15 protein-coding genes are annotated in these 25,972 nt (G+C 40.9%); 6 read left to right on the top strand and 9 right to left on the bottom strand.

Annotated elements, in window-relative coordinates:
- Window positions 1–28: 28 nt before the first annotated feature.
- Together CKW03_RS04615 and CKW03_RS04610 are read right to left on the bottom strand one after the other, a co-directional pair.
- Window positions 29–1,591, bottom strand: coding sequence for a DNA/RNA non-specific endonuclease (locus CKW03_RS04615; protein ID WP_093098829.1), 1,563 nt, complete (start codon window positions 1,589–1,591; stop codon window positions 29–31).
- Between the two features lie 307 nt (window positions 1,592–1,898).
- Window positions 1,899–2,933 (bottom strand): glycosylasparaginase, encoded by a 1,035-nt coding sequence (locus CKW03_RS04610; protein WP_093098828.1) that lies wholly within the window; start codon window positions 2,931–2,933, stop codon window positions 1,899–1,901.
- Between the two features lie 171 nt (window positions 2,934–3,104).
- Here CKW03_RS04610 and CKW03_RS04605 point away from each other — a divergent pair, with 171 nt between their 5' ends.
- From CKW03_RS04605 to CKW03_RS04580, 6 genes are all read left to right on the top strand, one after another.
- Window positions 3,105–4,322: a C40 family peptidase gene (locus tag CKW03_RS04605; RefSeq protein ID WP_093098826.1), complete on the top strand. Its 1,218-nt coding sequence runs from the start codon at window positions 3,105–3,107 to the stop codon at window positions 4,320–4,322.
- A 2-nt stretch (window positions 4,323–4,324) separates the two neighbouring features.
- On the top strand, window positions 4,325–5,377 hold the full coding sequence (locus tag CKW03_RS04600) for a dipeptide epimerase (protein WP_093098824.1): 1,053 nt from the start codon (window positions 4,325–4,327) through the stop codon (window positions 5,375–5,377).
- Window positions 5,378–5,450: 73 nt separating this feature from the next.
- Window positions 5,451–8,624 carry a SusC/RagA family TonB-linked outer membrane protein gene (locus CKW03_RS04595; RefSeq protein ID WP_093098822.1) on the top strand — a complete coding sequence of 1,058 codons (3,174 nt, stop codon included), beginning with the start codon at window positions 5,451–5,453 and terminating at the stop codon, window positions 8,622–8,624.
- An 18-nt stretch (window positions 8,625–8,642) separates the two neighbouring features.
- Window positions 8,643–10,094 (top strand): RagB/SusD family nutrient uptake outer membrane protein, encoded by a 1,452-nt coding sequence (locus tag CKW03_RS04590; protein ID WP_093098820.1) that lies wholly within the window; start codon window positions 8,643–8,645, stop codon window positions 10,092–10,094.
- 367 nt (window positions 10,095–10,461) lie between these two features.
- Window positions 10,462–13,614: a SusC/RagA family TonB-linked outer membrane protein gene (locus tag CKW03_RS04585; RefSeq protein ID WP_093098818.1), complete on the top strand. Its 3,153-nt coding sequence runs from the start codon at window positions 10,462–10,464 to the stop codon at window positions 13,612–13,614.
- Window positions 13,615–13,625: 11 nt separating this feature from the next.
- A complete protein-coding gene (locus CKW03_RS04580) occupies window positions 13,626–15,047 on the top strand; it encodes a SusD/RagB family nutrient-binding outer membrane lipoprotein (protein WP_093098817.1) in 1,422 nt (473 codons plus the stop codon).
- 318 nt (window positions 15,048–15,365) lie between these two features.
- Here CKW03_RS04580 and CKW03_RS04575 read toward each other — a convergent pair whose 3' ends face one another.
- The 7 genes from CKW03_RS04575 to CKW03_RS04545 all read right to left on the bottom strand — a co-directional run bounded on the left by CKW03_RS04575 (window position 15,366) and on the right by CKW03_RS04545 (window position 25,749).
- Window positions 15,366–16,874, bottom strand: a complete 1,509-nt coding sequence (locus CKW03_RS04575; RefSeq protein WP_093098815.1) for a M14 family zinc carboxypeptidase — start codon at window positions 16,872–16,874, stop codon at window positions 15,366–15,368.
- Window position 16,875: 1 nt separating this feature from the next.
- Entirely contained in the window at window positions 16,876–17,922 is a 1,047-nt protein-coding gene (locus tag CKW03_RS04570) for a S66 peptidase family protein (RefSeq protein WP_093098813.1), read from the bottom strand.
- Window positions 17,923–17,925: 3 nt separating this feature from the next.
- The gene (locus tag CKW03_RS04565; protein WP_093098812.1) at window positions 17,926–19,260 is read right to left on the bottom strand and encodes a dihydroorotase; all 1,335 of its coding nucleotides are present in this window, start codon (window positions 19,258–19,260) and stop codon (window positions 17,926–17,928) included.
- 72 nt (window positions 19,261–19,332) lie between these two features.
- A complete protein-coding gene (locus tag CKW03_RS04560) occupies window positions 19,333–20,052 on the bottom strand; it encodes an ATP-binding cassette domain-containing protein (RefSeq protein ID WP_093098810.1) in 720 nt (239 codons plus the stop codon).
- Window positions 20,036–20,326: a hypothetical protein gene (locus CKW03_RS04555; protein ID WP_093098809.1), complete on the bottom strand. Its 291-nt coding sequence runs from the start codon at window positions 20,324–20,326 to the stop codon at window positions 20,036–20,038. Before CKW03_RS04555 ends, CKW03_RS04560 begins: the two co-directional genes overlap by 17 nt.
- A 388-nt stretch (window positions 20,327–20,714) precedes the next feature.
- Entirely contained in the window at window positions 20,715–22,484 is a 1,770-nt protein-coding gene (locus CKW03_RS04550; RefSeq protein WP_093098807.1) for a RagB/SusD family nutrient uptake outer membrane protein, read from the bottom strand.
- A 13-nt stretch (window positions 22,485–22,497) separates the two neighbouring features.
- On the bottom strand, window positions 22,498–25,749 hold the full coding sequence (locus CKW03_RS04545) for a SusC/RagA family TonB-linked outer membrane protein (protein WP_175486311.1): 3,252 nt from the start codon (window positions 25,747–25,749) through the stop codon (window positions 22,498–22,500).
- Window positions 25,750–25,972: the final 223 nt, after the last annotated feature.

Below are 25,972 nucleotides of genomic sequence, written 5' to 3'. Positions count from 1 at the left end.
AATTTATTTAATTGAATTATAGTAAGTCTTATCTCCAGATTGCATCATTGATCTTGTTTTTGGTTTCCCTAGGAATACCTGGGAAGAATTGATAACCAGTCTTCCTTTCCAATTCACTTACCGTCATACGGTAGCTCGAAAAATTAGCTTTCGTAGGGGTCACTTTATTCTCCATATAAAATCCGATGGTGTAATAGGCTGTACCGCGTTTTACCGCTAGGGCTTTATAGTAATATTTTGGTTTGGCAACTCTATTCCCTTGATTATCTTGCACGTAGTCAATGGACCCATTTGCGAAACTCAAGCCCGCACCAGTCACTACATACATGGTATCTACGCCAGAAACTGTAGTCCAGGACCGGATTTGATTTTCCAATTTTGCCCAAACACCTTGATTTAAGGAACTGGTCTGCGCTGTCATATTGGTATAATAAAAAGTCGTTGCGTTTTCTGCAGCATTTCTTGTCCGATCCGCACTCGGTATTTGATGCCCGCGGTCTATCCCTGACACCCCAAAACCTTTCCTTAACAGGGGCTGGGTATAGTCCGGAAAATTAGGGTCAAACGCCCAACGATTGGTCCTCGATTGCCTACCTAAATAATCTTTGCTCAAAGGATAGGCGACCCAATGGGCAATTCTATTTTTCTTGTCATATAGCATGGAGTAATTTCGCTTGGATCGATCTGGAGTCATTTTAAAGTTATACTCCAGTTCAGTTGAATTGGAGATGACAGGTAACTCCATATAAGATACAGCAGGCTTGGGATCCACTATCCCCCCATCCGATAAATTAATATCGTAGGAATACCTGTTCCCTTGCTCATACTCAGTCCCTAATTTTCCGATTTCCCAGGTATAGGTCTCACCCGTATTGCTCTTGAAAACCATTCTAGATTGGCTTTCCAATTTTCCTGGAAAAACAACCCATTCAATCACCGTTTCATCACCGGTTGATATGACCTTACCAGAAACATCTTTAAAAGTTTTTTGGGGATTTAATTCTGCCTGACCAATTTGGAATGTGGCCGCAGTCAATAGCGGACTTAATTTGGCCGTTACAGCCTGTATTCCTTTAGCTTTGACCCTTACTTGGATCTTCGCCATGACCCTTTCAAATTTCAGTTGGACCGCTCCCTGCTGATAACCTAAAGTACTGGCACTCTTGCCCAGCAAATAATCAATTTGATCCTGGTCTTCCTGATCGGATATATCCAGATCCCGATGGAAATCAAGGCTGTTTTTATAAGGATAAAATGCAACAAACCTAACCTCCTTATCCGCTGGGAAATTCATGGCATCCGCAGTTGTCTTCGGTGAAAAATTACCACTGCTGTTGGTAATAAATTGCTTATTGAACCCTTCAGACAAGACCGTATTTTGATTTAATGCATCACCATGATACATAAAAACAGAAATGGAATCATTATTATCCCATTGTGAACCAGACATACGAGTCAGTACCTGTCCAGAGATCTTACTTGAAAATAAAATGGATTTTTTTTGCTGGTCTGGAACCCAACCAAAGTCTTTACGACATGAACTAAAAAATAACAGTGTAACTGTGAAAATAAACAGTAATCTCCTAAACATTCTTAAAATATTTCTTTAATGGAAAACAAATGTTTCCTTATATAATTAAATTGGCTAGTAAAGCAGACTTTATTAAAAGAAGTCCTTTTTATTTGCACAACAAATTTACTTTTGAATTAATATAATTTAATTAAAAAGATATTAAGAATATGTTATATATCAGGAAATGGTTTAACTCCGTGTTAAGCAAAACGATAAAAACCAAAGGCTTGCCATTTGGAATTGGCAAGCCTGATCCTAAAAGGATTAAATAAAAAAGGCAGAAACAACCCCCTGTTTCTGCCTTCCTTTCCCTATTGTAGGAATATTATTTCGGTTTGTAATGAAACTTACCTTTTTCGATCAAATCTTGTTGCTTATCATCACAGATAGCGAAAGTAAATCCATCTTGTAAGGCATAGGATCCATATTCACCATTTTTATTTAAGGCTAAAAAGCCTACTTGGATATCTTTAGCGATTTCCGGTTTTTTCTTCACGATCCGCATCACGGCTTCCTTACAGGCGTCCTCGGGCGAATAACCTTGGCGCATCAATTCCACGACCAAGAAACTCCCCACATTTCGGATGACTTCCTCCCCCACACCGGTCGAAGTTGCACCCCCAACTTCATTGTCAACATATAAACCTGCACCAATAATTGGGCTATCACCAACCCTACCATGCATCTTAAAGGCCATACCGCTAGTAGTGCAGGCACCAGAAAGGTTTCCATCTGCATCTAGGGCCAACATTCCTATGGTATCATGGTTGTATTTGTTTCCCGGCAATCTTTCTGTCGCAAAGGATTTGTTCTCTATATTCATGACCGGTTTATAGTTCTTTTCCTTTAACCATTCCTTCCAGGCCTCCTCCGAACTAGGTGTCAATAAATTTTCCGCTTGGAAACCATTTTCTAACGCAAATTGTCTGGCACCATCTCCAACCAACATCACATGCGGCGTTTTTTCCATCACCAATCTCGCTACGGAAATAGGGTGAGCGATATCCTCCATTGCAGCTACCGAACCACAATTGCCCAGCTCATCCATGATACATGCATCCAAGGTAACATGTCCGTCACGGTCTGGATAACCGCCCTTTCCCACTGTTACATTCTTTAAATCGGCTTCGGGGATTTTTACGCCGGCTTCGACCGCATCTAATGCCCGACCCTTTTTCTTCAGGATCTCCCAAGCCGCTTGATTAGCAGCAACTCCAAAATCCCAGGTGGAAATAACGATCGGTTTACGAACCGATTTGGCAGCTTTTTCTGTCGCTTGACAGGAAATAGCAGAAGCTACCGTACCGATACTGGCAGCCCCAATGATACCTTGTTTTATAAATTTTCTTCTTGAATGCATAGTAATTACAATATTAGGAATACAATTTACAAAGAACAAGGATTAAACGATTGTAAATTATGCGTTATCTACAGTTAATTATTTGGAAAAAACGTAAAAATACGCTTAATTACAGTCTATTTTTCGCATATTTATGCGGTTTTACCAAGATAACAATTATTAAAGACTAGAATGATGATACGTATCACTGCGCTATTCTGCACATTTTTCTGTTTGAACACAACTTCTTACGCCCAAACAGACTCTACAATCTATAAAAAAGTTGACCAGATCGTCCAAGACGCTAAACAACAATTTGCACCTGATAAACGAACCAAAATCGTTGCCCTTACAGAGGCAAATGCCATCAATAATCAGTACGTAATTGAATCGAGTGTTGCTGAAGCCAGCAACTACATCAAGGTACAATCAGCTAATATCCCCGCAACAATCCGAATCAATGCTCTTCCAGATTCTTCAGTAGGCAAAAAAGTACATGGAGTGGTTAATTTATCTGTGGCAAACTTCAGGACAAAACCAGGGAATGCATCGGAAATGGCGACACAAGCTATTCTTGGAACAGAAGTCGACCTCTTACAAAAAGTGGATGGCGAATATAGAGCAAGGACCCCTGAAGGATATATCTCTTATGTTCCTGCTTCATCAATTGCAGCTATGGACCAGGCTGATTTAGAAAAATGGAGAAAGCTACCGAAATTAATCTATACTGCTGAATTTGGAAAATCTCTTTCTAAAGCAGACCCCAAAAGTGTGCGGGTTTCTGATTTAGTCTATGGAAATATCCTTGGCCTTTTAGCTGAGGAAGGAAATTATTATAAAGTAACCTATCCAGACCACAGAATTGCTTTCATCCCTAAGGATGAAGCATTAACTTTTGATAAATGGCTCAACTCAAGAGAATTGACAGCCGACAACGTTATCAGCAGCGCAAAGACCATGATGGGACTGCCTTATCTATGGGGCGGAACCTCGGTAAAAGGGGTAGATTGTAGTGGTTTTACCAAAACTGCCTACTACATGAATGGTTACATCATTCCTAGAGATGCATCCCAACAGGTATTGGCGGGACAGAATATTGACATCCTCGATAAAGACGGTCATTTCGATGCTAAAAAAGCACTTAAAAACTTAAAACCGGCTGATTTATTGTTTTTTGCTTCAGGCAAAAACAGTAATCCGAATGCCCGTGTTACCCACGTTGCACTCTATATCGGAAATGGCGAATTTATCCATTCTGCCGGAACTGTACGCATCAATTCTATGTTGAAAGATGCCGCAAACTACGATGACTTTCAAACAAGGACCGTGGTAGCCGCTAAAAGATATATTGGCGTAAAAGACCAACAAGTACAAAAGATCCAAGAAAACCCTTACTATAACCAAAAATAACCATGAACAGTAACGAGTGGCAAAGCAAAAAAATGGGAAAATTCACCCTTCGTTTCAAGCCTTATACGCTAGAACTACGCCATGTATTTACCGTAGCGTCTTTTAGTCGATCGACAACTCCAGTCGTACTGACTGAACTCGAATATGATGGTATAATAGGTTATGGCGAGGCTAGCATGCCTCCTTATCTTGGGGAATCCCAAGAGTCGGTCATGAATTTTTTGAACAAGATCGATCTTTCAAGGTTCAACTCCCCTTTCCAGACCGAAGAAATCCTACATTACATCGATCAGGTCGATGCAAAGAATACGGCAGCTAAAGCTGCTGTCGATATCGCATTACACGATGTATTAGGCAAAATAATGGGCCAACCATTTTATAAAATCTGGGGATTAAACCCTGATCTTATTCCTCCAACTTCCTATACCATTGGAATTGACACGGAAGAAATGATCCGCAAAAAAGTGGCTGAGGCTCAGCAATTCAAGATTTTGAAAGTAAAACTTGGTCTTGACACCGACAAGATGATCATTGATACGATCCGTTCAGTAACGGATGTTCCCCTTTGTGCAGATGTCAATCAAGGTTGGAAAAACAAGGAAGAAGCCTTGGAAATGTCCCATTGGTTAAAGGAAAGAAATGTTGTCTTTCTAGAACAACCGATGCCAAAGGAAATGATCGATGAAAATGCTTGGCTTACTGAACGCTCTCCCATCCCTACGATTGCGGATGAAGGCTGTCAGCGCCTTGCCGACGTGCCAGCTCTAAAAGATGTTTACACGGGCATCAACATCAAATTAATGAAGTGTACAGGGATGCGTGAAGCCAAGAGAATGGCCGAATTAGCTCGCTCTTTGGAGATGAAAGTTATGCTTGGTTGTATGACTGAAACCTCTTGTGCCATCACTGCAGCAGCACAATTAGCTCCCTTAGTGGATTGGGCAGATTTAGATGGAGCTCTATTGATTGGAAATGATATTTACGACGGGATGACCGTGAAGGATGGTTTATGCCACTTACCTGATCGTCCTGGAATTGGAATTTTAAAGATATAAATTACGCTAAAAAACCAAAAAACACATTACCTAGAAAAAACAGATTACCTAAGAATAACAAATTACCAAAATTATGAAACATCACTTGCTCACAACTTTGTGCGTAGTGGCTTGCACGTCTATGCAGGTCGTTAATGCGCAACAAATCGCTGTGGCTGGGAAAGTTTCTGGATCAGATGGCACTCCTCTCATAGGAGTAACTGTGTCTGTGAAGGGAACCACTATCAGTACCAGTACCAACGAGAATGGCTTGTTTTCTTTAAATGCAGATCACAATGCCACCTTGGTCGTATCTTATATTGGATACACAAGCCAAGAAATCCCGCTGAATGGCAGAAAAGCCATCAACATTACCTTAAATCAGGATGACCAAGCCATTGACGAAGTCATGGTTGTCGCTTATGGTACTGCCAAGAAAAGCTCCTTTACAGGTTCAGCAGCAACTGTAAATTATGAAAAAGAGGCAAAGGACATTCCTGTAACCTCTTTTGAACAGGCATTAACTGGTCGTGTACCGGGTGTTCAAATCAACACAACTTCAGGCCAGGCTGGATCAACTTCCAGTATCCGGGTTAGGGGTATCGGTTCCATGAATGCATCCAACGAACCATTATATGTAGTGGATGGAGTACCCGTAGTTTCAGGAAATGTTGGACAGATGAGTGGCGCACTTTCAGGAAGTAGCAACAACATTATGTCGACCATTAACCCCAATGACATTGAATCCATTTCCATTTTGAAAGATGCAGCTGCATCTTCATTGTACGGTTCTCGTGCGGCAAATGGTGTGGTGATCATTACAACCAAATCAGGAAAAGCAGGGAAACCAAAAATTGATTTCCGCACATCTTATGCTGTTACACCAACTTGGGCTACTGACAACTACAAACCTGGAAACCCTCAAGAACAAATTCAATACTTCTACCAAATTTTCCACGATTACAGAACCTCTAACGGATACACCCAAGAACAAGCAAATCAATATGCCTTAAACCGTATGAATACGAGATTCGGCATCCATGGCTATGAATTCTCTAGCGAAGGAACCGGTTTGTATGATAAAATTATCATCAAGGGTAAAACCGACGGGGTAGAAAACAGAGATGGTCAATATTTTGACTGGAATGAAGCCCTTTTCCGTACAGGAAAATATCAAACCAATGACCTTGCGGTAAGCGGAGCATCGGATAAAACCAAATATTATTCATCCTTATCTTACACCACCGACAAAGGTAGAGCTTATACCAATGAGTTTGAAAGAATCGGAGGTAGATTGAACTTCTCGCAAAAACTATCCGAAAAAGTTGAATTTGCTACCAATTTCAATTTGAACCATAACAACAAAGAAGGATACAATGATACGCGTAACACAGGTACCAACTACATGTACCTTGCAAACAATCTCTTGTTTCCTTTCTATTGGCCTACAGATTACAAAACGGGCAAAGAATACACAACACGCTATAATTCTTTAGGTTACAACCCATTATACTATGATAAACAATGGGAAAACACCTCAAAGACCCTACGTATTGTGGCTGCTCCCTCCTTGACCGTAAAATTCCTTCCAGAATTGACCGGTAAAACCATATTCTCCTATGACAATGCCGAGGTTAAGGATCATTTATATTATAGCCCATTGCATTACCATACAACTTATGGTGCTACAGCTAACGGAACAGTATTTGAGTACAGCACCAATTACAAGAAGTTGATTTCTTCTTCAACCTTGAATTATAACAAAACCTTTGCAACTGAACATACCTTAGATTTATTGGTAGGTTTTGAGGCTGAAAAGAATGAAACGAACTATCAATTCGCCAGTGGTTCTAATCTTCCTTCAAGTTCTCTCCATACGGTCGCTACAGCTGGTATCAAGGACGCAGATGCTTACATGTGGGGAAATAATATGATGTCGATATTCTCTAGAGCGGAGTACAATTATAAAAACACATATTTCCTTTCCGGATCTTTGAGAAGAGATGGGAACTCCAGATTAGGCCCTGATACGCGTTGGGGTAATTTCTGGTCCTTATCAGCTGCTTGGAACCTTAAAAACGAAAGCTTTATCTCAGAAATTGAGCAAATCAATCTCCTAAAGCTAAAAGCTTCATATGGAACCAACGGAACCCTTCCTACCTCGAATTTCGGTTGGAGATCCTTGGCATCTTATGGTTACAACTATATGGATCAACCCGGAGGAATCTTAACGACAATCGCAGACAAGGATTTGAAATGGGAAAAGAGTCATACCTTCAACGTAGGAGCCGAATTTGGTTTATTTAACAATAGATTGTATGGTACTGTTGAATACTTCAACAGAGATTCTAAGGATTTATTGCAAGATGTGAACATCTCCTTGGTTACTGGCTTCAACTCTACCCTATTGAACGTTGGAGAGATCAACAATAAAGGTATCGAAATCTCCTTAGGTGGAGACCTAATAAAAAAAGATGATTTCCGTTGGTCAGCAAATGTCAACACTTCATTCTTAAAATCTAAAGTATCTAAACTTTATGGCGGCAAAGATATCACATGGTGGGATCCTACAGGTGGAGATGCACGAGTACAGTTTATCTACAAAGAAGGAGAAGATGTTTACTCTTATTACATGGCTGAATGGGCTGGTGTAGATGCGAGCAATGGTAAACCAATGTGGTATACTAATGATGGAACAGAAGGGGAATTCCTGCATAATGGCCGTGGTGCTACCAATAAAGTAAGTGATGCGAAACAAGTCATCGTTGGATCGCCAATCCCTAAAGCGTATGGTGGTTTCAATACCGACATTGAATACAAAGGCTTCTCACTGGGCTTAAACTTCACATATAAAATCGGCGGAAAGTTATTTGATGCAGGTTCTAGAGATGTGGCTGAAGATGGTTATTATTGGGAAAGAATTCGTTCTTATTACGCCATCCAGAATGTATGGACACCAGACAACCCGAATTCACTTTATCCTTTTGTCAGTGGAAATGACCCAGAAGATGGTATCACACGTTCAACACGTCACCTATACGATGCCTCATTCCTACGCTTGAAAAACGTGAATGTTTCTTATAGATTACCTAATACGGTAGTAAGCAAAATTGGATTTAGTAATGCTAGAATCTTCTTCAATGGTACTAATTTATTAACCGCTTCTAAATTTAAATGGGCCGACCCAGAGGTTAACCAATACGGAACAAGAGGTTGGGAAACTCCTTTTGGAAAGACCTATACCTTTGGATTAGAAGTTAGTCTATAACCTTCAATTATTATCATCATGAAAAAGAATTCATTATATATCATAGCCCTTGCAAGTTTATCATTATTTTCTTGTAAGGATTTCTTGGACGTAAAACCAACCAACTCCACCGATTCCAGCGTAACGATCCAAACCGTTGCGGATGCAAAGGTGATGATCAATGGTTTGACAAGACAAATTGTAAAATCAAGCTTATTTGGTAGAAACTTAATGCTCTATGGAGATGCAAAGGGTGGCGATTTGACCATCGTTTCTCAAGGTCGCGGATTGGATGCTTTATATGTTTTCAACCATTCCATAAATAACAATAACTATTCAGACTTCTGGGCAGATGGATACAATGCCATCATGCAAGCAAACAATATCATCAAAAGTATTGATGACCTACAAGCAGCTGGAACTGAACTGGATTTTAATAATTTTGAAGGTCAAGCTTTGACCATCCGGGCTTTATTGCACTTTGAGTTGGTCAAACTTTACGGAAAAACCTATACGCAGGACCCGAATGCATTAGGTGTGCCTATTGTTACTGAAGCCTTAAGTACTTCTGCACAACCCCTACGTAATAAGGTTTCTGAAGTTTACGGACAGATCGTAAAGGACCTTACTGCTGCGGCAGATTTGCTTCCTAAAACGAAAGCAAACGGCTACATTAATTACTACGCCAATAGAGTGATACTTTCTAGGGTTTACATGACCATGGGTGACTTCGACAAAGCTTTGGCGGCAGCCGAAGAGGTTATTGATTCCAAAGTGTATTCTTTGTACTCGAATGCAGAGTGGGTACCTTCCTGGGCAAATCAATTTGGTAAAGAGTCTATTTTTGAGATCACTTTAGCAAAGGACCAAGGTGATTTAGGCTCTGCTTCCTTAGGTTTCTATTATTTAAGGAACAAGGACAATAATGCCTTGGGTAACTTCACCGCCTCAGACTATTTCTTGTCACGATTAGGACAAGATGAAGAAGATGTTCGTTGGGGAATTTTCACGAAAGATGAACTAGATCGTCAGGCAGCTTGCTATAAATATGTTGGCTCAGTTGAAAAAGACGGAGATGGCAAGGATACTTATACTGCAGTCAATATTAAAGTGGCTCGTCTATCTGAAGTCTATCTGAATGCAGCAGAAGCAGCCTTGAAAAAACCATCAGCAGATAAAGCTAAAGCCGCTACTTATCTTAATGAAATTCGCAAGCGTGCTCCAGAGTTGGCTCCAGCAACTGCTGCAACCGTTACTGAAGCCATGATCTTGGATGAGAAGAGCAAGGAGCTTTACGGTGAAGGTCAGCGTTATTGGGACATGATCCGCACGAATAAAACCATTACCTTTAACGATGAACATGTGGGTGTGACGATGTCACATAGAGAAAAATCCATCAACAGGACTTTCTTTAAAACCATACTACCTATCCCACAAGTAGAAATCAATGCAAACCCAGGTCTTGAAGCACAACAAAACCCAGGGTATTAAGCAACAATTTTTAAACAGAATTTGGCGGTCAGATTGACCGCCTTTTTTATTGAAAAAGTATGCGGGATCGACTCCGCACACCCAACAGACTCGAGGATAAACCAAGACCAAACCCTTTACTACCTGCTTATTCAGATGATTACAAAAAAGATGTAACCAGCGCCATCTCCAATAAAGGGATTTTTCAACAACACTTTATCTTTTTTGCCAAAATCTTCACAAAAACGCAAGGATTTTAACAAATCCCATAATATTACGCCAATACAGTAACGTTCCACCAATGACCTTTGCATTTTTTTGCAATTTTTTCATTGTTTTTAACATGAATCCGTTATATTCGTTTATCTAATAACCAATAACTCTAAAGATGAATTTACCAACTTGCTTATCAATTGCGGTTGCATCATTATGTTCCATACAGATGCTCTCCGCGCAACAATTGTCCATAGCTGGAAAGGTGACTAACGCCGAAGGTGAACCAATTGTTGGGGCTTCTATTTTTGTAAAAGGAACCCAACAAGGAACTTCCAGTAATGAAAGCGGATTGTTTACTTTGAATGCACCAAGCAGCGGGACCCTGTTGATTCGTGCTGTAGGATATGCCCCTCTTGAGGTCCCTATCAGCGGGAGAACGAACATCTCCATTCAACTTCAACACGACGACAGTGAAATCGATGAAGTTGTAGTGACAGCTTTAGGTATCCAAAGAAGTGAAAAATCGCTTGGATATGGTGCCCAAAGTGTGAACAGTGCCACTTTGAACTCCAACAAACAACCCAACTTAGTCAATGCCCTGCAAGGTAAGATTGCTGGCGCGACCATCAGCTCTACCGGTGGTGCTCCTGGTCAAGGTGCGAATATCCAAATCCGTGGTATCAACTCAATCGACCCTACTAGGGATAACCAACCGCTTTTTGTTATTGACGGTATCCTCATGGATAACTCGACTTCAACACAAGGTGGTGCAGAAGTACGCGGGATGAGTAACCGTTCTGTCGACATCAACCCTGATGATATTGAAACCATCAATATCCTTAAAGGTGGTGCGGCTACAGCACTTTATGGATTACGTGGTGCAAACGGTGTTGTCATCATCACCACAAAAAGTGGTAAAGCAGGATCCTTGAAGATTGATTATCAAGGAACAGTTGGCTTTGAAAATGTAAATAAATTCCCGAAAATGCAGGACACCTATACCCAAGGATGGAAAGGTGTTTATGATAAAGACGATTTCTGGCCTGCTTGGGGTCCTACTATAGCTGATGCTATAAAAGTAGATCCTACGCACCCAACAACCCTATACAAACCTTTTGAAGAAGCCTTCGAAACCGGAAACCAATTCCGCAATTCCCTAAGCTTCTCTGGAGGTTCCGAAAAATTCAGTTTCTTGACCTCCGTTTCCCAATTGAAACATAATGGTGTACTTCCTGCAACTGATTTCAAAAATTACCAAGCTCGCTTGAACACCAATTTCACTTTAAGTGAAAAGTTAAAAGGCGGTTCTTCCCTTGCCGTGACCAACTCTGGTGGTTACCGTGGAAATGCCAATCGCTATGCCGAGCAGTTGATCTATTGGACTCCAAGATACAATGTGAGGGACTACCTTATGGATAATGGAACCATGAAATCGTATGGTGAAACCGACAACCCGATCTATGTAGCACATACCAACAGATTTAAAGATGATGTATTACGTGTAATCGGAGGTTTTGATTTAACCTATTCACCAGCGAAATGGGTAGACTTGATGTACCGCGTGGGTATCGATGCTTACAGAGATAATCGCGAAGGAACAGCAATAGGTTACCAAGGCCTAGCGGATGAGCGCTTAGTTTATGATAATGGTGTTGAAGGAGCAGATGGTCGTGGATTTTACAATGTCTACAACAATAATTTCAGGGCTTTGACCAGCACATTCATTGCAACCTTCAAACATGATTTCAACGACGACCTGAATGCAACATTACGTGTCGGTCAGGACGTGTATGACCGATTCATCAAAAGAACAGCCACAGAAGGTGGTGATTTAACGGTTTACAACTGGTTTGACCTAGGCAATGCCAATATCATTAAAGCAGCTACCTACAATGAAAAATACAGATTGATGGGTTTCTTTGGTGAGTTGAACTTAGCTTATAAGGATTACTTATTCTTGACCTTGACGGGTAGAAATGATATCACCTCTACATTGAGCAAGAATAATCGTTCATTCTTCTACCCTTCTGCAACCTTGAGTTATGTGCTTTCAGACCAGTTCAGCATGCCTGAGGCCATTAACTTCGCTAAATTGCGTTTATCATACGCACAGATTGGTAAAGATGCAGCTCCTTACTCAACCAGTGCTGGATTTGCTCCATATACTAACTTACCAACAGGATATATCGGATTTACAAGACCTTCATTATTGGGTGATCCGCAATTGAAACCTGAATTTACCGATACTTATGAGGTGGGTATGGAGATGAAGTTCTTAAATTCTAGATTAGGGTTAGATGTTAACTTCTACAACTCAGTAAGTAAGGACCAGATTATCCAAGTACCTGTATCCTCCACAACCGGATTTGTTACTGCATCAATTAACGCAGGTAGTATCCGTAACAGAGGTTTGGAGATTACCTTGAACACAACACCAGTTAAGAAAGACAACTTCTCATGGAACTCTGATATCAACTTCTCCTTCAACAGAAACAAGATCCTGTATATCCGTGAAGATTTGGACGATGAAATCGTGGTTTCCTCTGAATATGGATACTTAAACTCTACCGTTTCCATGCGTATCCGTCCAGGAGAGTCTTATGGAACACTTTACGGTAGAACATACAAACGTTACTATACTCCTGATGAAATCGCTCAAGGATTGGACAAAACACGTGAATACGATGAAAGCCGTCCTATGTTGATCGGTGCAAATGGTTTCCCAGTATTGGAATCAACTTCTGTTCCTAAGAAATTAGGCAATGTTCAACCTAGCTGGGTTGGCGGTTGGAACAATACTTTCAACTACAAGAGCCTATCCTTAAATGTATTGGTTGATGCGCGCGTTGGACAATACCGTTACAACCAATTAGGAAACTTTATGGCTGCATTCGGAGAAGCCGATTACACGGAGAACCGTAATGATTACAAAGTATTTGACGGGGTATTGGCAGACGGATCGAAGAACACCAAAGAAGTGTGGTTAGGTCAAGGAAAAGACCCTAAAAATGGCGTGGATTATGGAAATGGTTATTACAGAGATAACTTCCGTGGTAACTCACAAGCCTTTGTGGAAGACGCTTCATGGTTAAGATTACGTTCTGTATCTATTGGCTATAGCTTACCACAACAATGGTTAGAAAACAAGTTTGTTAAGAATGCTAGAGTTTCTTTGATTGGAAACAACCTTGCACTTTGGACGAAATACTCAGGTTATGACCCTGAAAACTCAACCACAGCGAGTGGATCCAATATCGAAGGTTTCGCGGGGATGACTTACCCTGCTGTGAGAAGCTTCTTATTTAGCTTAAATGTTGGCTTTTAATTCTTAAGATCATGAACAAATTCATCAAAATAGGTAAAATTTCCTTATTGGCCCTAGCACTGTTCTCCTTGAACAGTTGTAAGGACTATTTCGAATTGACCGATAACCCTAACTTGGTTCAAACTCCACCTTTGAACGCCCTATTGACTACGGCCACACATAAGGCTGCATTCAACAACTATAGGATCGCATATTTCAACAATCAGTACTCGCAATATTTTGCGAGCCCTTCTGGTGGTTCGGATACCGATACGTATCAGATCACCAATAATTCCTCTACCTGGAACAATCTTTTTTATTCTTTAGCTGACCTGTATGACTTTATGGTCAAGTCTGAAGAAGCTGGTGCTACCCACCACTTAGCCGTTGCACAAGCCTTAACAGCTTACCAATTGGCTTTAGTTGCTGATACTTGGGGCTCTGTTCCATTCAGCAAAGCTTTTGGAAAAGAGGAAACACTGACCGTACCTTTTGACTCAGAAGAAGACTTGTATAAAGCTCAAGTGGACCTGATCAACAAGGCCCTAGAGAATTTCAAAAAAACAGATGCTACCCAAGAATTGAGTGAAAAAGATGATCTATTATGTGGCGGAGACCTTGATAAATGGATCAAACTGACCAATGGACTAAAAGCCCGTGTCCTGAACAAAATCAGCAAGAAAGCTGCATATAATCCAAAACAAGTTTTGGCTGCAGCGCAGGCCTCCCTAGAATCTAATGCTGAGGATGTAGGCATGTCAACTTTTGATGGTGTAAACCCATGGGCTTCGATTTCGATCAGTAACTTATTGAACAACTTGGATGGCTGGTTAGGCAGTAATTTCATCGATCAAATGAATGGAAAAACCTACGGAATTGAAGATCCAAGAATCTCCAAGATCACTGAAAAAACTGTGCATGGTGTGTATGTAGGGACAGTAAGTGGACAAGGAAATGTAGGTGCTGCGAATACCGTTCGTGATGAATGCTATATCAGCTCAAAATCACCGGTAAGCAGTGAGTCTTCTCCATTGATGATCTTGACCTATGCTGAAGTAAAATTCATTGAAGCAGAAGCCGCATTTAGAGACAATAACAAACCTGTAGCATACGCTGCCTTCCTTGCCGGTGTCCAAGCAAGTATGGATAAATTAGGTGTTCTTGAAGTTGATGCAACGAAATACATCAAGGCAATCTCCGTAGGACAGGCAAACCTGACCCTATTGGATATCTTCCGTGAAAAATACATCGTAACCTACCTCAATGCCGAAGCATGGAACGATGTACGCCGCTTTGATTACAAATACAAAGACTTCAAACTTCCAATTGGTGCTGTACTAGGCGACAAATTTATCCGCCGCGTAGCTTATCCAGCCGATGAAATCACCGAAAACGGTTCCAATGTACCAGCAGAAGTGCCATTAAGCACTGAGCTTTGGTGGGATAAACCGTAAGGGAGTATTGAGATATGAGATTTAAGTATTGAGATATTAACTCCTTAAGGTATTGAGATATGAGATTTGAGTATTGAGATATTAGCTCCTCAAGGTGAGATATGAGATTTGAGTATTGAGTATTGAGATATTAACTCTACAAAAAAGGGGACCAAAATTGGTCCCCTTTAAAATTTCTATAAAATCCATTTTCTCTATAAATGCCTTTCTATCTCAGATCTCATATCTCATATCTCATATCTCATATCTCACATCTCATTTCTCACATCTCATATCTATAACCTTTCTATCTCATATCTCATATCTCACATCTCATATCTATAACACCCTATTCTTCAACAGCCCCACTTCACCCAGTGGTTTGGAAAGATCGATTAAGTATCCATTGAGTATGGCGTATTTCAAATTTCCATTGGAGTCGCCGATATAGAAATTGGCGGTTCCGCCGAGGTCGATAAATGGGGTGGCCGCGAAGGCTTGGGTACCGAAAATATGGATCGGCAAGTTGTGCAGCATGCTGGCCTGTTCTGGTTTCAAGGTAGTCACTTGGACGCCCATATAACCTTTTTTCAAAAGGTCATACGCTATTTCCGGCGTAATGGACTCCAAGGTTGCGATAGGTTTTTCCGCTATTTTACCTTGGATAAATTTCAGCCCGTTTCCATCGACTTCATCATATCCAAAAGATTCAGGAAGGTCACCGATATCCTCAACCCTTCCGCGCACGAAGAAGTCTCTACCATCGGTAGTTTCACCACGTCTGATAGCGATATCACTCTTCAATGGAATAGAATCAGAGCCGAATTCCAAACCTCGGATAACGATATCATGCATATTGCTAGCATTGAATGGAATATCTTCATAACCCTTGGCATCGTAATTTTCATAGGTTCCTTGGGCTATTTCCATCAAGGCATTGAGGATAATCACGAAATTCAATTTTCGGATTTCCTGTTTCTCTGGATCTCCTTTCAAGCCTCCAGATTCAATTAAAACCGTACTTGCACCCCAAGATTGGAAATTATCCCCAAAACCTCTTGGCGTATAGGTATCATCATATTTTGCAACCGCATCTGGAATATACTGCTGCAACACTTTGTTCATTCCCACGATGATTTGCATGGCCCCTTCCCTTACCTCATTGATTTCACGCTCTGTATTATAGGCTGGAGCCAATAAGGAGATGGTCACAGGATTCTTGGTCCCCGGCACATTGTAATAAATATTCTGATCATGCAGGTTGAAACCATAGCGAGGCTTGATTTCCTTAGCCCTGGATTTCAACAGCGCCCCTTCAACTGTCTGGTTTGCGCGTGCATCCCTATTTAGATCTATGCTTTGGGCATTTCTCCGCAGATAGCGCTCGGCCCCATCTGGGTTCAACATGGGGATAAAGTGGATATTCAGTTTATCTTTCAGTAAAGTCCGGACGCTGTCAAAACCATCATCCTTTCCTTCCAAGAAATTAAACAGGTCAAACAATGCCATGGTGGCTGTTGGTTCATCACCATGCATCTGCGACCAGAGCATTACTTTTTTATCGCCATTTCCGTACTCCAACTCATTGATCGAACGACCTTCAACCGACTTGCCTATTTCCGTGATCTTAAACACATTGCTCTTCTTGTGCAATTGCAGAAGAGAATCAATGTCTTGGTGTTTAAATCGCCTAGAAACAAGGGCTGATTCTTTATAGGTTGAATGGATCTTATTCATTTGTGCGGTATCCAAATTGTACCCAGGAATATTTCCATTAGAAGATCCTGAAAATGGATTGCTGCAAGTCGTTGCGGCCAATAGGCCTAAGGAAATGACAAAAAATTTCATACTATACTAACGCTTTTTCTAAAATCTCTATTGTACCCTTATTGGCATCAATTCTAGCTTTAACACCAACCGGTAATAAGAATTGATCATTGATATGTCCAATAACCGCACCAGAGTAAGAAGGAATGTTCAGTGGTTTGATAAAATCCCTCAGGATCTGGTCAAGATTTAAGGAGCCATAACCACCTGATGGTGAACAATCGGTACACTTTCCAAACACAAAACCTTTGATTTGTGAAAGAATACCTGCATTCATCAATTGACAGAACATCCGGTCTACTTTTTCTGGGGATTCATTGATTTCTTCCAAAAACAGGATGCTATCTTTGAAGTCCGGCAGAAATTCAGAGCCACATAGTCCTGAAATCAGGGTTAGATTACCGCCTAATAATTTTCCTTCTGCAACTCCAGGGTTAATGGTCGTTATCCTATCCTTGTACTGGATAATATCGTCCCCTTTTTTAACCGGGTTGCTATAGCTAACCAATTTATTCTCAATAAATTGATCTGTAAAGGTCTTAGCTACAAAATTACTCCATGTACTGGTACCCACAGGCCCATGGAAAGTTACCATGCCAATTTTAGCTTGAAAAGCCATAATCAAAGCCGTGATATCACTATAGCCTAATAAGGCCTTTGGATTCTTAGCCACCAAATTATAGTCGATACGTTTCAACAAACGGGAAGCTCCTGCTCCACCACGGATACATAAGATCCCAGCCACGGACTTGTCCGCAAACATGGCATGTAAATCCTCTAATCGTTGATCATCCGTACCAGCCAAATTACCATAGCGCTCCCTGATATATTTACCTTCTTTAACCTTGAAACCAAAATATTCCAACACTTCTTTGGTCTGTGTAATGGAATCCTCGCCAGTCACTGCACTGGCAGGCGCAATGATTCCAATAGTATCACCAGTTTTCAAAACCTTGCCTTTCAGCAAAGGTTGGATCTGATTGGCTACTGCCATTGCTTCTGATTTTCCAAATAAAGGCATAGCGGCTAAACCTATCCCCAAAGATTTAATAAATGAACGTTTATCCATTGCTTAACGATTGAAAAGTAAACGATGTCCCGAACCTACCTCTTGAATCTTACCATCGGTATATGCCAATAGTCCGGAAACAATAGTATGTTCAATAGTAGATGTAAATGTATGATTTTCAAAAGGAGACCATCCACATTTGGATAGAATATTCTCCTTTGTAACGGTATATGGTTTGTTTAAATCAACCAATACTAAATCAGCCCAATATCCTTCGCGGATATAGCCTCGCTGTTCAATCTGGAACAATATCGCCGTGTTATGCGCAGTCTTTTGAACCAATTGTTCAAGGGTCAGCTTTCCTTCTTTTACCAGGTCAAGCAAAGCCTGTAAGGCATGCTGTACCAATGGACCACCAGAAGGTGCCTGTAAATAAGGTTGAGATTTCTCTTCAAAAGTATGTGGCGCATGGTCTGTTGCAATAACGTCAATATGCCCATCCAATACTGCATTAAGAATAGCATCACGATCATCAGCTGTTTTTACAGCAGGGTTCCATTTAATGAAATTCCCTTTTTTCTTATAATCGGCATCCGAAAACCAAAGATGGTGGATACATGCTTCTGCTGTAATACGCTTTTGTTCCAATGGAATATTGTTTTCAAATAATCCAGTTTCTCTAGCGGTTGAAATATGCAGGATATGAAGTCTGGTATTGTTCTTTTTTGCCAATTCCACAGCCTTGGATGAGGAAAGGTAACAAGCTTCAGCAGATCGGATCAAAGGATGCATTTCAATGCTTACGTTTTCGCCATATTGTTCCTTGAATTTCGCTAGATTAGCTTGTATGGTTGCTTCATCCTCGCAATGCGTGGCAATTAATGTAGGTGCCTGGCTGAAGATAGCCTCCAAAGCTTTTTCATTGTCCACCAACATGTTTCCCGTGGAAGAACCCATAAATACTTTGATACCACATACATCCCTAGGATTGGTTTTCAGCACCTCGTCCAAATTATCATTGGCAGCACCCATAAAGAAGGAATAATTGGCCAGGGAATTATCTTGGGCAATATCGTATTTATCTTGAAGTAACTTTTGGGTTAAGGTATTAGGAACCGTATTTGGCATTTCCATAAAGGAAGTTGTTCCCCCTGCTACTGCTGCCCTACTTTCTGTAAAGATATCCGCTTTGTGGGTCAAGCCCGGTTCACGGAAGTGGACTTGATCATCGATCAACCCCGGAAAAAGATGTAGGCCTTCTGCGTTAATGATTTGGTCGGCGTTGGTTTCAATGGTTTCGGCTATTTTTTCTATTCTGCCATTTTTTATAAAAAGATCCTGCACCTGAATGCTGCCTTCATTCACAACATGGGCATTCTTTATCAATATTGTAGACATGTAATTTATCTTTAAAGGTTATGCTAAGCAAATATACTAATTTCAAGGAGCCTATGGGAGAATAAGCGCGATTTAAAAGCTGTTTTTACTATCAGTATCAGGGGTATTTCCATGATCAAAAGTTCCTAGCGGAACATAGAATTGCTCCAGCTCTTCCTTTCGGTTGATCTTTCGACAACCACCATTCTCCAACAACAACAATTGGGTTGCAACATCCAGCACATTCATATAATCATGGTCGGAAACCAAGAAACCTTTTACTTTTGATTTTTCAACTAATAGTGCTTGGATTTTCTCTTTCAGGATGGGTGATATCCCTGAAAAGGGTTCGTCCAGTAGCAGGAAAGTTGCTTTTTGTTCTACCAATAGCATGATTTCCAAATAGCGGAGCTCTCCTCCTGCTAAATCTGCAATCTTATTGTCCAAAATGGGTTTGATCAACTCGTCACTTTCTACAATTGCCCTACTTTCTTGATCAGAGAGCATAAACGATATGGCATTTTTCACGCGGAATGAAGTGGGCAAAAAACTGTCTTGGGGAAGGTAGCAAACTTCTCTGGTGGGGAATGCCTGGCTCACCTTTTTGCCATTCACCCTGATATAGGCATTTTGGGCACGTAAGGATCCGAAGATAATCTTCATCAAGGTAGTCTTCCCAGTTCCGTTTCGACCTAATAGCCCGATGATATCACCTACTTTCAATCCAAGATATCCCCCGGTCAGCAACTGATTGTTACTGGTATAACTGAACTGCACAGAGTCTACAAACAATTCTTTATCCTTTATATCCATAGTGCACGATTAGAATAAGTAGAAATGAAATCAAAAGATTGGCAAGGAAGGTGTAAATGACCAGATGCTTACGGGATAGACCCAGATTAAAAAACAGGTATTTGGTATTGCCTTCAAAAAACCGAACCAATGCTGCCGAGCATAAATAACCCACCGTCATGAACACATAGGGGAAGTAGCCAAAATATTGAATGCTCATCGCAAGACTCAACACCAGGTTGATGAATAAAATTGGCTTATAGAATTGCCAGAGGTGTTTGAGTTCAATTGGCATGATTAAATCTACTAAGAAATTAACCAAGTCCAAAATAAATAATCTATAAATCAACGTCTTACTGAAAGTATTTTATGCTTAGCCTAAAAGCCATGCTGCTGGATTTATTTTTTAGTCTAATCCCAAAAATAACCAAGGAGCTAAATTTAATTTTAGATGCTAGATCAATATGGATTTATAGACCGAAAAACTGGACCTCATTCGAGGCATATTCGGGTCAGCTCCCAAAAGTTCCGAACTGGATAGAATTATTCTCGAACATGCCTCGAATGATTCTCGAAGCAGGTCAAAATAAAAACCACAAAATGGGAAGGTATTTTCCGCTGAAATTTCCAGAAAAAGAAAGGGCTACCCAAATAGGCAGCCCTTTCTCCATTTATTCATTTTTTTATTCCATAGTAGGATTGAACGCCCCACCCCAGTCTTTATTTTGCAGAACCTTAGGGTTTCTGTCAATTATAGATTGTTGGATTGGGAAGAAATAATAGGTATCAGGCACTTCACTTACCTTAACTCCATTTTTCGGAACTTGAAGGATGCTGTACTTGAAGTTAGCTTCCTTCAACTGATAAGTTTTAGCCAAGGCATTCGCCTGTTTGATATCCATATCGGATCCATCGGCATCGATCGCGATGGCTTCTACACCAAACTTGGTTCCTTTATCCAATGTTTTCAATTTACGGCTTCTTCTCAGATCCCAGAAACGATGGCCTTCGAAACAAAGTTCGATGTTTCTTTCTGCCAAAATAGCTTCACGCATTTGATCGCGGTTAGTCGCTGTGATACCGTATTTTCCATCGGTTCCAGCTTCGATACCGGCACGTTTCCTCAATTGGTTCAACATATCCTGCGCTGTGCCTAAATCTCCGGTTTCATTCGCAGTTTCGGCATAGTTCAACAACACTTCTGCTAAACGCATCAATACAAAATCAACATCATATTGAGTTTCCACTTCGGTTTGTTTTAGGGATAATTTACTGTTTTTCAAGATAAAGAAGCCACTGTAACGATCTTGGTTGGTGGAGTTGATACCTGCTGCAGGATTGATACCGAAGTTGTCAAGGGCATCAGCAATACCTAGGGAGGTATATTGACGTTTTCCAGCTTTTCCAGAAACTTCATAGATCTTTCCGTTCCAAACAATGGATTTATCAAACCTTGGGTCTCTATTCAACCAATAGGATTGCAAGAAATCATCATCTGATTTAAAGTATTTTCCGGTTGGATCTGAATAGAGCTTACCATCTTTCATAGGGAACTCCTTCACAAAATCCCAAGTAGGAACTGCCCCGGCAGGGCCACGGCTTTCTGATCCGGGACGCACACCATAATCCCAAGCAGCAACCTTATTTGGATAGGTATTGATTACAGCAAATACGACCTCCGGACCTTTTTCTTGCAGTGTGATGTTTGCATAGTCAGGAGTCAGTGTATAATTGTTTTTGATCAACTGCTCATAAGCTGCTTTATTGGCTGCATTGGCTTCTTTCCAATAAGCATTATTGTAAGGATTGGCAGGGTTAAACTGCGGAGAGGCTTTATAAAGCAATACTTTTGCTTTAAATGCCGTTGCAAAGTTACCATCTATCCTACCATAGTTTGAAGATGATTTCTCGATCGTTTGAGGAAGCAATTTTATGGCTTCATCCAAATCTTTCACTAACAGCTCGAAAGACTCTTTTGTTGAGTTTCTCGGCGTATTCAAATCATCTGTCGCTTGGTTCTGCGGCACGGTAATGTAGGGAATACCTCCGTAAAGCCTAAGCATATCAAAGTACACAAAAGCCCTTAGGAAATAAGCCTCACCCAAGGTGCTGTTTTTCACCTCTTGGCTCAAGCTTGTACTTTCCTGAACCTTTTGGATTGCGGTATTGATCTTACGGATATTGGTATAGTCCCATGTTTTGAAACCACCTGCAGTCGGCGATATGGTATTTAATTGGAAAGGAACACCTACCAATTGTTCACTATATACATCTGCACCGGCACTCCAATTACCAAAAACGGTATAAAGGTTTGCCATATATGCGTTTACTAAATTCGGGTCTTTCCACACCTTTTCTTCATCCAAGGATTGGAGATCTTCGATATCCAACACATTCTTACAGGAAGTAAAAATGGTTGATAGTCCTAGTGCTACTAATAATATTTTTTTCATGATTCAGTTCCGGTTAAAATTTAATGTCCAAGCCAAAGGTGAATGTCTTCATTAATGGGTAAGAGTCATAATTCAATTGTTCAGGATCATGAAACTCGGTCATTGGTGAGAAAACAAACAGGTTAGTACCATTGAAGAACAAATTGATACTGTTCATTTTGATTTTTTCAGTGAAGCTGGTCGGTAATTGATAAGCCACATTGAGGTCTTTCAATCTGAAGAAAGCGCCACTGCGCATCCAGAAGCTTGAAGGATTCGTTCCCGACTCCGCCCAGTTATAACCGATTGGTCTAGGATATTGCGCATTCGGGTTTTCAGGAGTCCATACATCATCTGCCCAAATTGGGTAATAAGGACGGAAAGTACCACCATGTTGACGCATACCGCCACCTTCTTGGTTGGAAATCATACGGTCGTAATTGAACACCCCTTGGAACAATGCATTGATGGAAATACCTTTCCAGGATCCGTTCAGGCCTAAACCATAATCCCATCTTGGAGAATTGTTGGTCGACAATAAGGTAACGTCATTTCCATCGATCTTTCCATCTGGGGTATCAGAGTAACCCTGTCCGCGGATATCTTCATAAAGGATCATCCCTAAATAAGGATCCCTACCATAGGTTTTAAATCCTTTGGCCAGCAAATCATCCAATTCTGCCTGCGTACGCACCAATCCTAATGAGTTCAATCCATAGATTACGTTGTTAGGTCTACCGATCCTTGATCTGAAATGTTCAAGTCCGCCTTCTGCATAAGCAGCTGGTTCATCAAAAACATCCCATTGATCAACGGCATAACCTAAGTTAGCAGAGATGCCATAAGCAACCTCGCCTACCCTGTCATTCCAGTTTACGGAAACCTCACCACCTTTATAACTTCTTGCGGCATAGTTTTCAGGCGCCAAGGCACGGCCGTAGGTATCTGGCAACAATACGGTTCTAGGGCCCAAGATATTGGTTTCAGCACGTTTGAAGACCTCAATGGAACCATTCAGTTTATTGTTGATGAATCCATAATCCAAACCTAAGTTGTAGCTTTCTGACCTTGTCCAAGTAATGTTCGGATTAGGGGTTGAGCCGTAGGCCAAACCATTGTAGTATCGGTCACCGAAAATAAAGCCTGTGGTGGTTGCATATTTTTCAGCAAAAGAGAATGGATTGATTGCATTTCCATTTACGTCCAAGTAGTTACCCGTAGCACCATAAGCAAAACGAAGTTTCAAGTCGGAGATTTTATCCTTGATCCCAGCGAAGAATTCTTCTTCAGAAATTCTCCAAGCAGCAGAAACCGAAGGGAAGAAACCGAATCTTTTTTGTTCAGGGAACAAAGCTGCTCCATCATAACGGAAGGAGGCTTCTGCTAAGTATTTACTGCCATAAGCATAGTTGAAACGGCCAATGATGGATTGTCTAGCATCAATTCCTTCCAGGCCATTGGTATATCTGAAATTACGGTCGGTAGGATAAACGTGCATTTGATCCAATGCTGTAATCGGGCTTTGCGCAGTGGAAGTGATATTGGTATACCCTTTTTCACCTTGCTCAAATACCAAGGTCGCTCCAACATCATGCTTACCGAAGGTCTGCATATAATTGATGAAGAAGTTCATTTGGTATTCCCATTTACGCTGGGTGTAATAATCCATAAATGGATTTTGCTGACTGAACGTGAAGATATTAATACGGTCTTCCGAAGGCGGAGCCGGGATAAATGGGTTACCATCAGGATCCAAAGAAGTAAAGGTATAGTTCTTTTGGAAGCTCATATAGCGCTTACGAAGGTAATCTTCTGCGATATAGCTACCTACAAATTTGGTAGATAGACCCGGGATCAATTTATCCAATTTCAAGTTGAGGGAAAGGATCGGGTTGATCTGTCTAACCTTACGGTCGATATAACGATCACCGATAACCTGGTCGATTACGTTCCAAGCTTGCCAGCTACCCATGGGCGTCTGTACGGGATATTCTGTTGGTTCATTACTAGGGGTACCATCTTGGGTCAAATAGAAAGGATACATTTTTGGCCAGTTGAAGGTCACGCGATAGAAATCGGAAACATCAAAGTCATCATCGTTCGATGAGGTACTGAACGGCCAGTAGAAACGATTGGAATTCTGCTGATTAGCAGAAATATTCATATCGATACTGAAAGCATCGGTAATATTTGCGGAAACATTGGACCTTAAGTTGAATTTTTGATGGTCCACCGATTTATAGGAACCATTTTCATTTCTAAAGCTCAATAAGTTATAATAGGTAATCTTTTCACTACCTCCGGAAACGGAGATGGACTGTCTATGGCTAACTGGGTTTCTCCAGATTACATCGTTTACACTATAACTTTTGTCTTTGAAATAGGCGAATTCCTCCTCACCGTTTGGAATAGGTAAACCTTGGAATTCGGCAACCCTATTTTGATAGGTCAATTCATCCGTGGCGGTCGTTAGATCTGCCAGCGGAGTCATGGTCGGGTTACTGATGGCCACATTGCTTTGGATATTGAATTCAGGTTTTTTGACCGTTCCTTTTTTAGTGGTCACAATCACAACCCCATTACCTGCACGAGTACCATAAACCGCAGCAGCACCGGCATCCTTCAAGAAGGACATCTGGTCAACTTCATTGGCTTCCAAGGCGTCGAAAGCAGCTTTATCGCGCACAATACCATCAATAACGAACAAAGGTTCGGCGAAACTACCCCTAAACCTAATTTTGGAAGTAGCCCCTGAAAGACCTGAAGTTCCTGTTACTTTCACCCCAGGAGCACGACCTGCGATGGCATTGGAAAGGTTGGATGGTGAAACGTTTTTAAGGGCATCTCCATTGACGGTGGAGATGGCAGAAGTAATATTTGCACGTTTTTGAGTACCATATCCGACCACAACCACCTCATCAATATTAGCATTGTCAGGTGCTAGGGAAATATTGATGTTTTGGGCGTTGCTTACTGTAATCTCTTGAGTCAGATAACCGAGGTTACGGATGACGATGACATCACCATTATTAGCAGTGATGGAAAATTCTCCATTGGCATCCGTACTGGTGGCTCTTGTTGTCCCCTTAACGAGCACCGTTGCCCCAACGATTGGGTTTCCACCATCATCTTTAACAGATCCTGAGATAGTTTGTTGCCGATTAGCAACAACGGAATGGGCAAAATCAGCTTTTTCGGCGAAGACTTCCGGTGAGCTCATCAATAAGCACATCGCAAGCAACGACAAGGACTTTGCCCCAAAAAAAACACGATTTTTTTGAGTCATTATAGTTATAATTGAGAATAAAAAGATTGCCTAAAAGGCTTTAATAAAGGTTCTGTTTGTAATAGGTGTTCGGAGTTAGGGTATCTTATTTCACGTTCATAATGTATTAGATTTTAATTAGATTTGGGGAAAAATAGGAGAATCAAACCTAAATACAAAATGATTTTTTTAGGCAACCAATTTAAATTGTAAATATATTTTTATAAGAAAAAAACGATAAATT

It is taken from the genome of Sphingobacterium mizutaii (assembly GCF_900187125.1).
In the GTDB taxonomy this organism is placed as follows: domain Bacteria; phylum Bacteroidota; class Bacteroidia; order Sphingobacteriales; family Sphingobacteriaceae; genus Sphingobacterium; species Sphingobacterium mizutaii.
Note: the sequence above shows the minus strand (reverse complement) of the source record. Positions and strands in the feature narration are given on the sequence as shown.

What these genes read in the sequence shown, in the direction of transcription:
- CKW03_RS04555 (WP_093098809.1), bottom strand. Translation starts at nt 20,326, where the DNA reads ATGCCAATTGAACTCAAACACCTCTGGCAATTCTATAAGCCAATTTTA.
- CKW03_RS04585 (WP_093098818.1), top strand. Translation starts at nt 10,462, where the DNA reads ATGAATTTACCAACTTGCTTATCAATTGCGGTTGCATCATTATGTTCC.
- CKW03_RS04565 (WP_093098812.1), bottom strand. Translation starts at nt 19,260, where the DNA reads ATGTCTACAATATTGATAAAGAATGCCCATGTTGTGAATGAAGGCAGC.
- CKW03_RS04560 (WP_093098810.1), bottom strand. Translation starts at nt 20,052, where the DNA reads ATGGATATAAAGGATAAAGAATTGTTTGTAGACTCTGTGCAGTTCAGT.
- CKW03_RS04545 (WP_175486311.1), bottom strand. Translation starts at nt 25,749, where the DNA reads ATGACTCAAAAAAATCGTGTTTTTTTTGGGGCAAAGTCCTTGTCGTTG.
- CKW03_RS04570 (WP_093098813.1), bottom strand. Translation starts at nt 17,922, where the DNA reads ATGGATAAACGTTCATTTATTAAATCTTTGGGGATAGGTTTAGCCGCT.
- CKW03_RS04575 (WP_093098815.1), bottom strand. Translation starts at nt 16,874, where the DNA reads ATGAAATTTTTTGTCATTTCCTTAGGCCTATTGGCCGCAACGACTTGC.
- CKW03_RS04595 (WP_093098822.1), top strand. Translation starts at nt 5,451, where the DNA reads ATGAAACATCACTTGCTCACAACTTTGTGCGTAGTGGCTTGCACGTCT.
- CKW03_RS04605 (WP_093098826.1), top strand. Translation starts at nt 3,105, where the DNA reads ATGATGATACGTATCACTGCGCTATTCTGCACATTTTTCTGTTTGAAC.
- CKW03_RS04580 (WP_093098817.1), top strand. Translation starts at nt 13,626, where the DNA reads ATGAACAAATTCATCAAAATAGGTAAAATTTCCTTATTGGCCCTAGCA.
- CKW03_RS04590 (WP_093098820.1), top strand. Translation starts at nt 8,643, where the DNA reads ATGAAAAAGAATTCATTATATATCATAGCCCTTGCAAGTTTATCATTA.
- CKW03_RS04600 (WP_093098824.1), top strand. Translation starts at nt 4,325, where the DNA reads ATGAACAGTAACGAGTGGCAAAGCAAAAAAATGGGAAAATTCACCCTT.
- CKW03_RS04615 (WP_093098829.1), bottom strand. Translation starts at nt 1,591, where the DNA reads ATGTTTAGGAGATTACTGTTTATTTTCACAGTTACACTGTTATTTTTT.
- CKW03_RS04550 (WP_093098807.1), bottom strand. Translation starts at nt 22,484, where the DNA reads ATGAAAAAAATATTATTAGTAGCACTAGGACTATCAACCATTTTTACT.
- CKW03_RS04610 (WP_093098828.1), bottom strand. Translation starts at nt 2,933, where the DNA reads ATGCATTCAAGAAGAAAATTTATAAAACAAGGTATCATTGGGGCTGCC.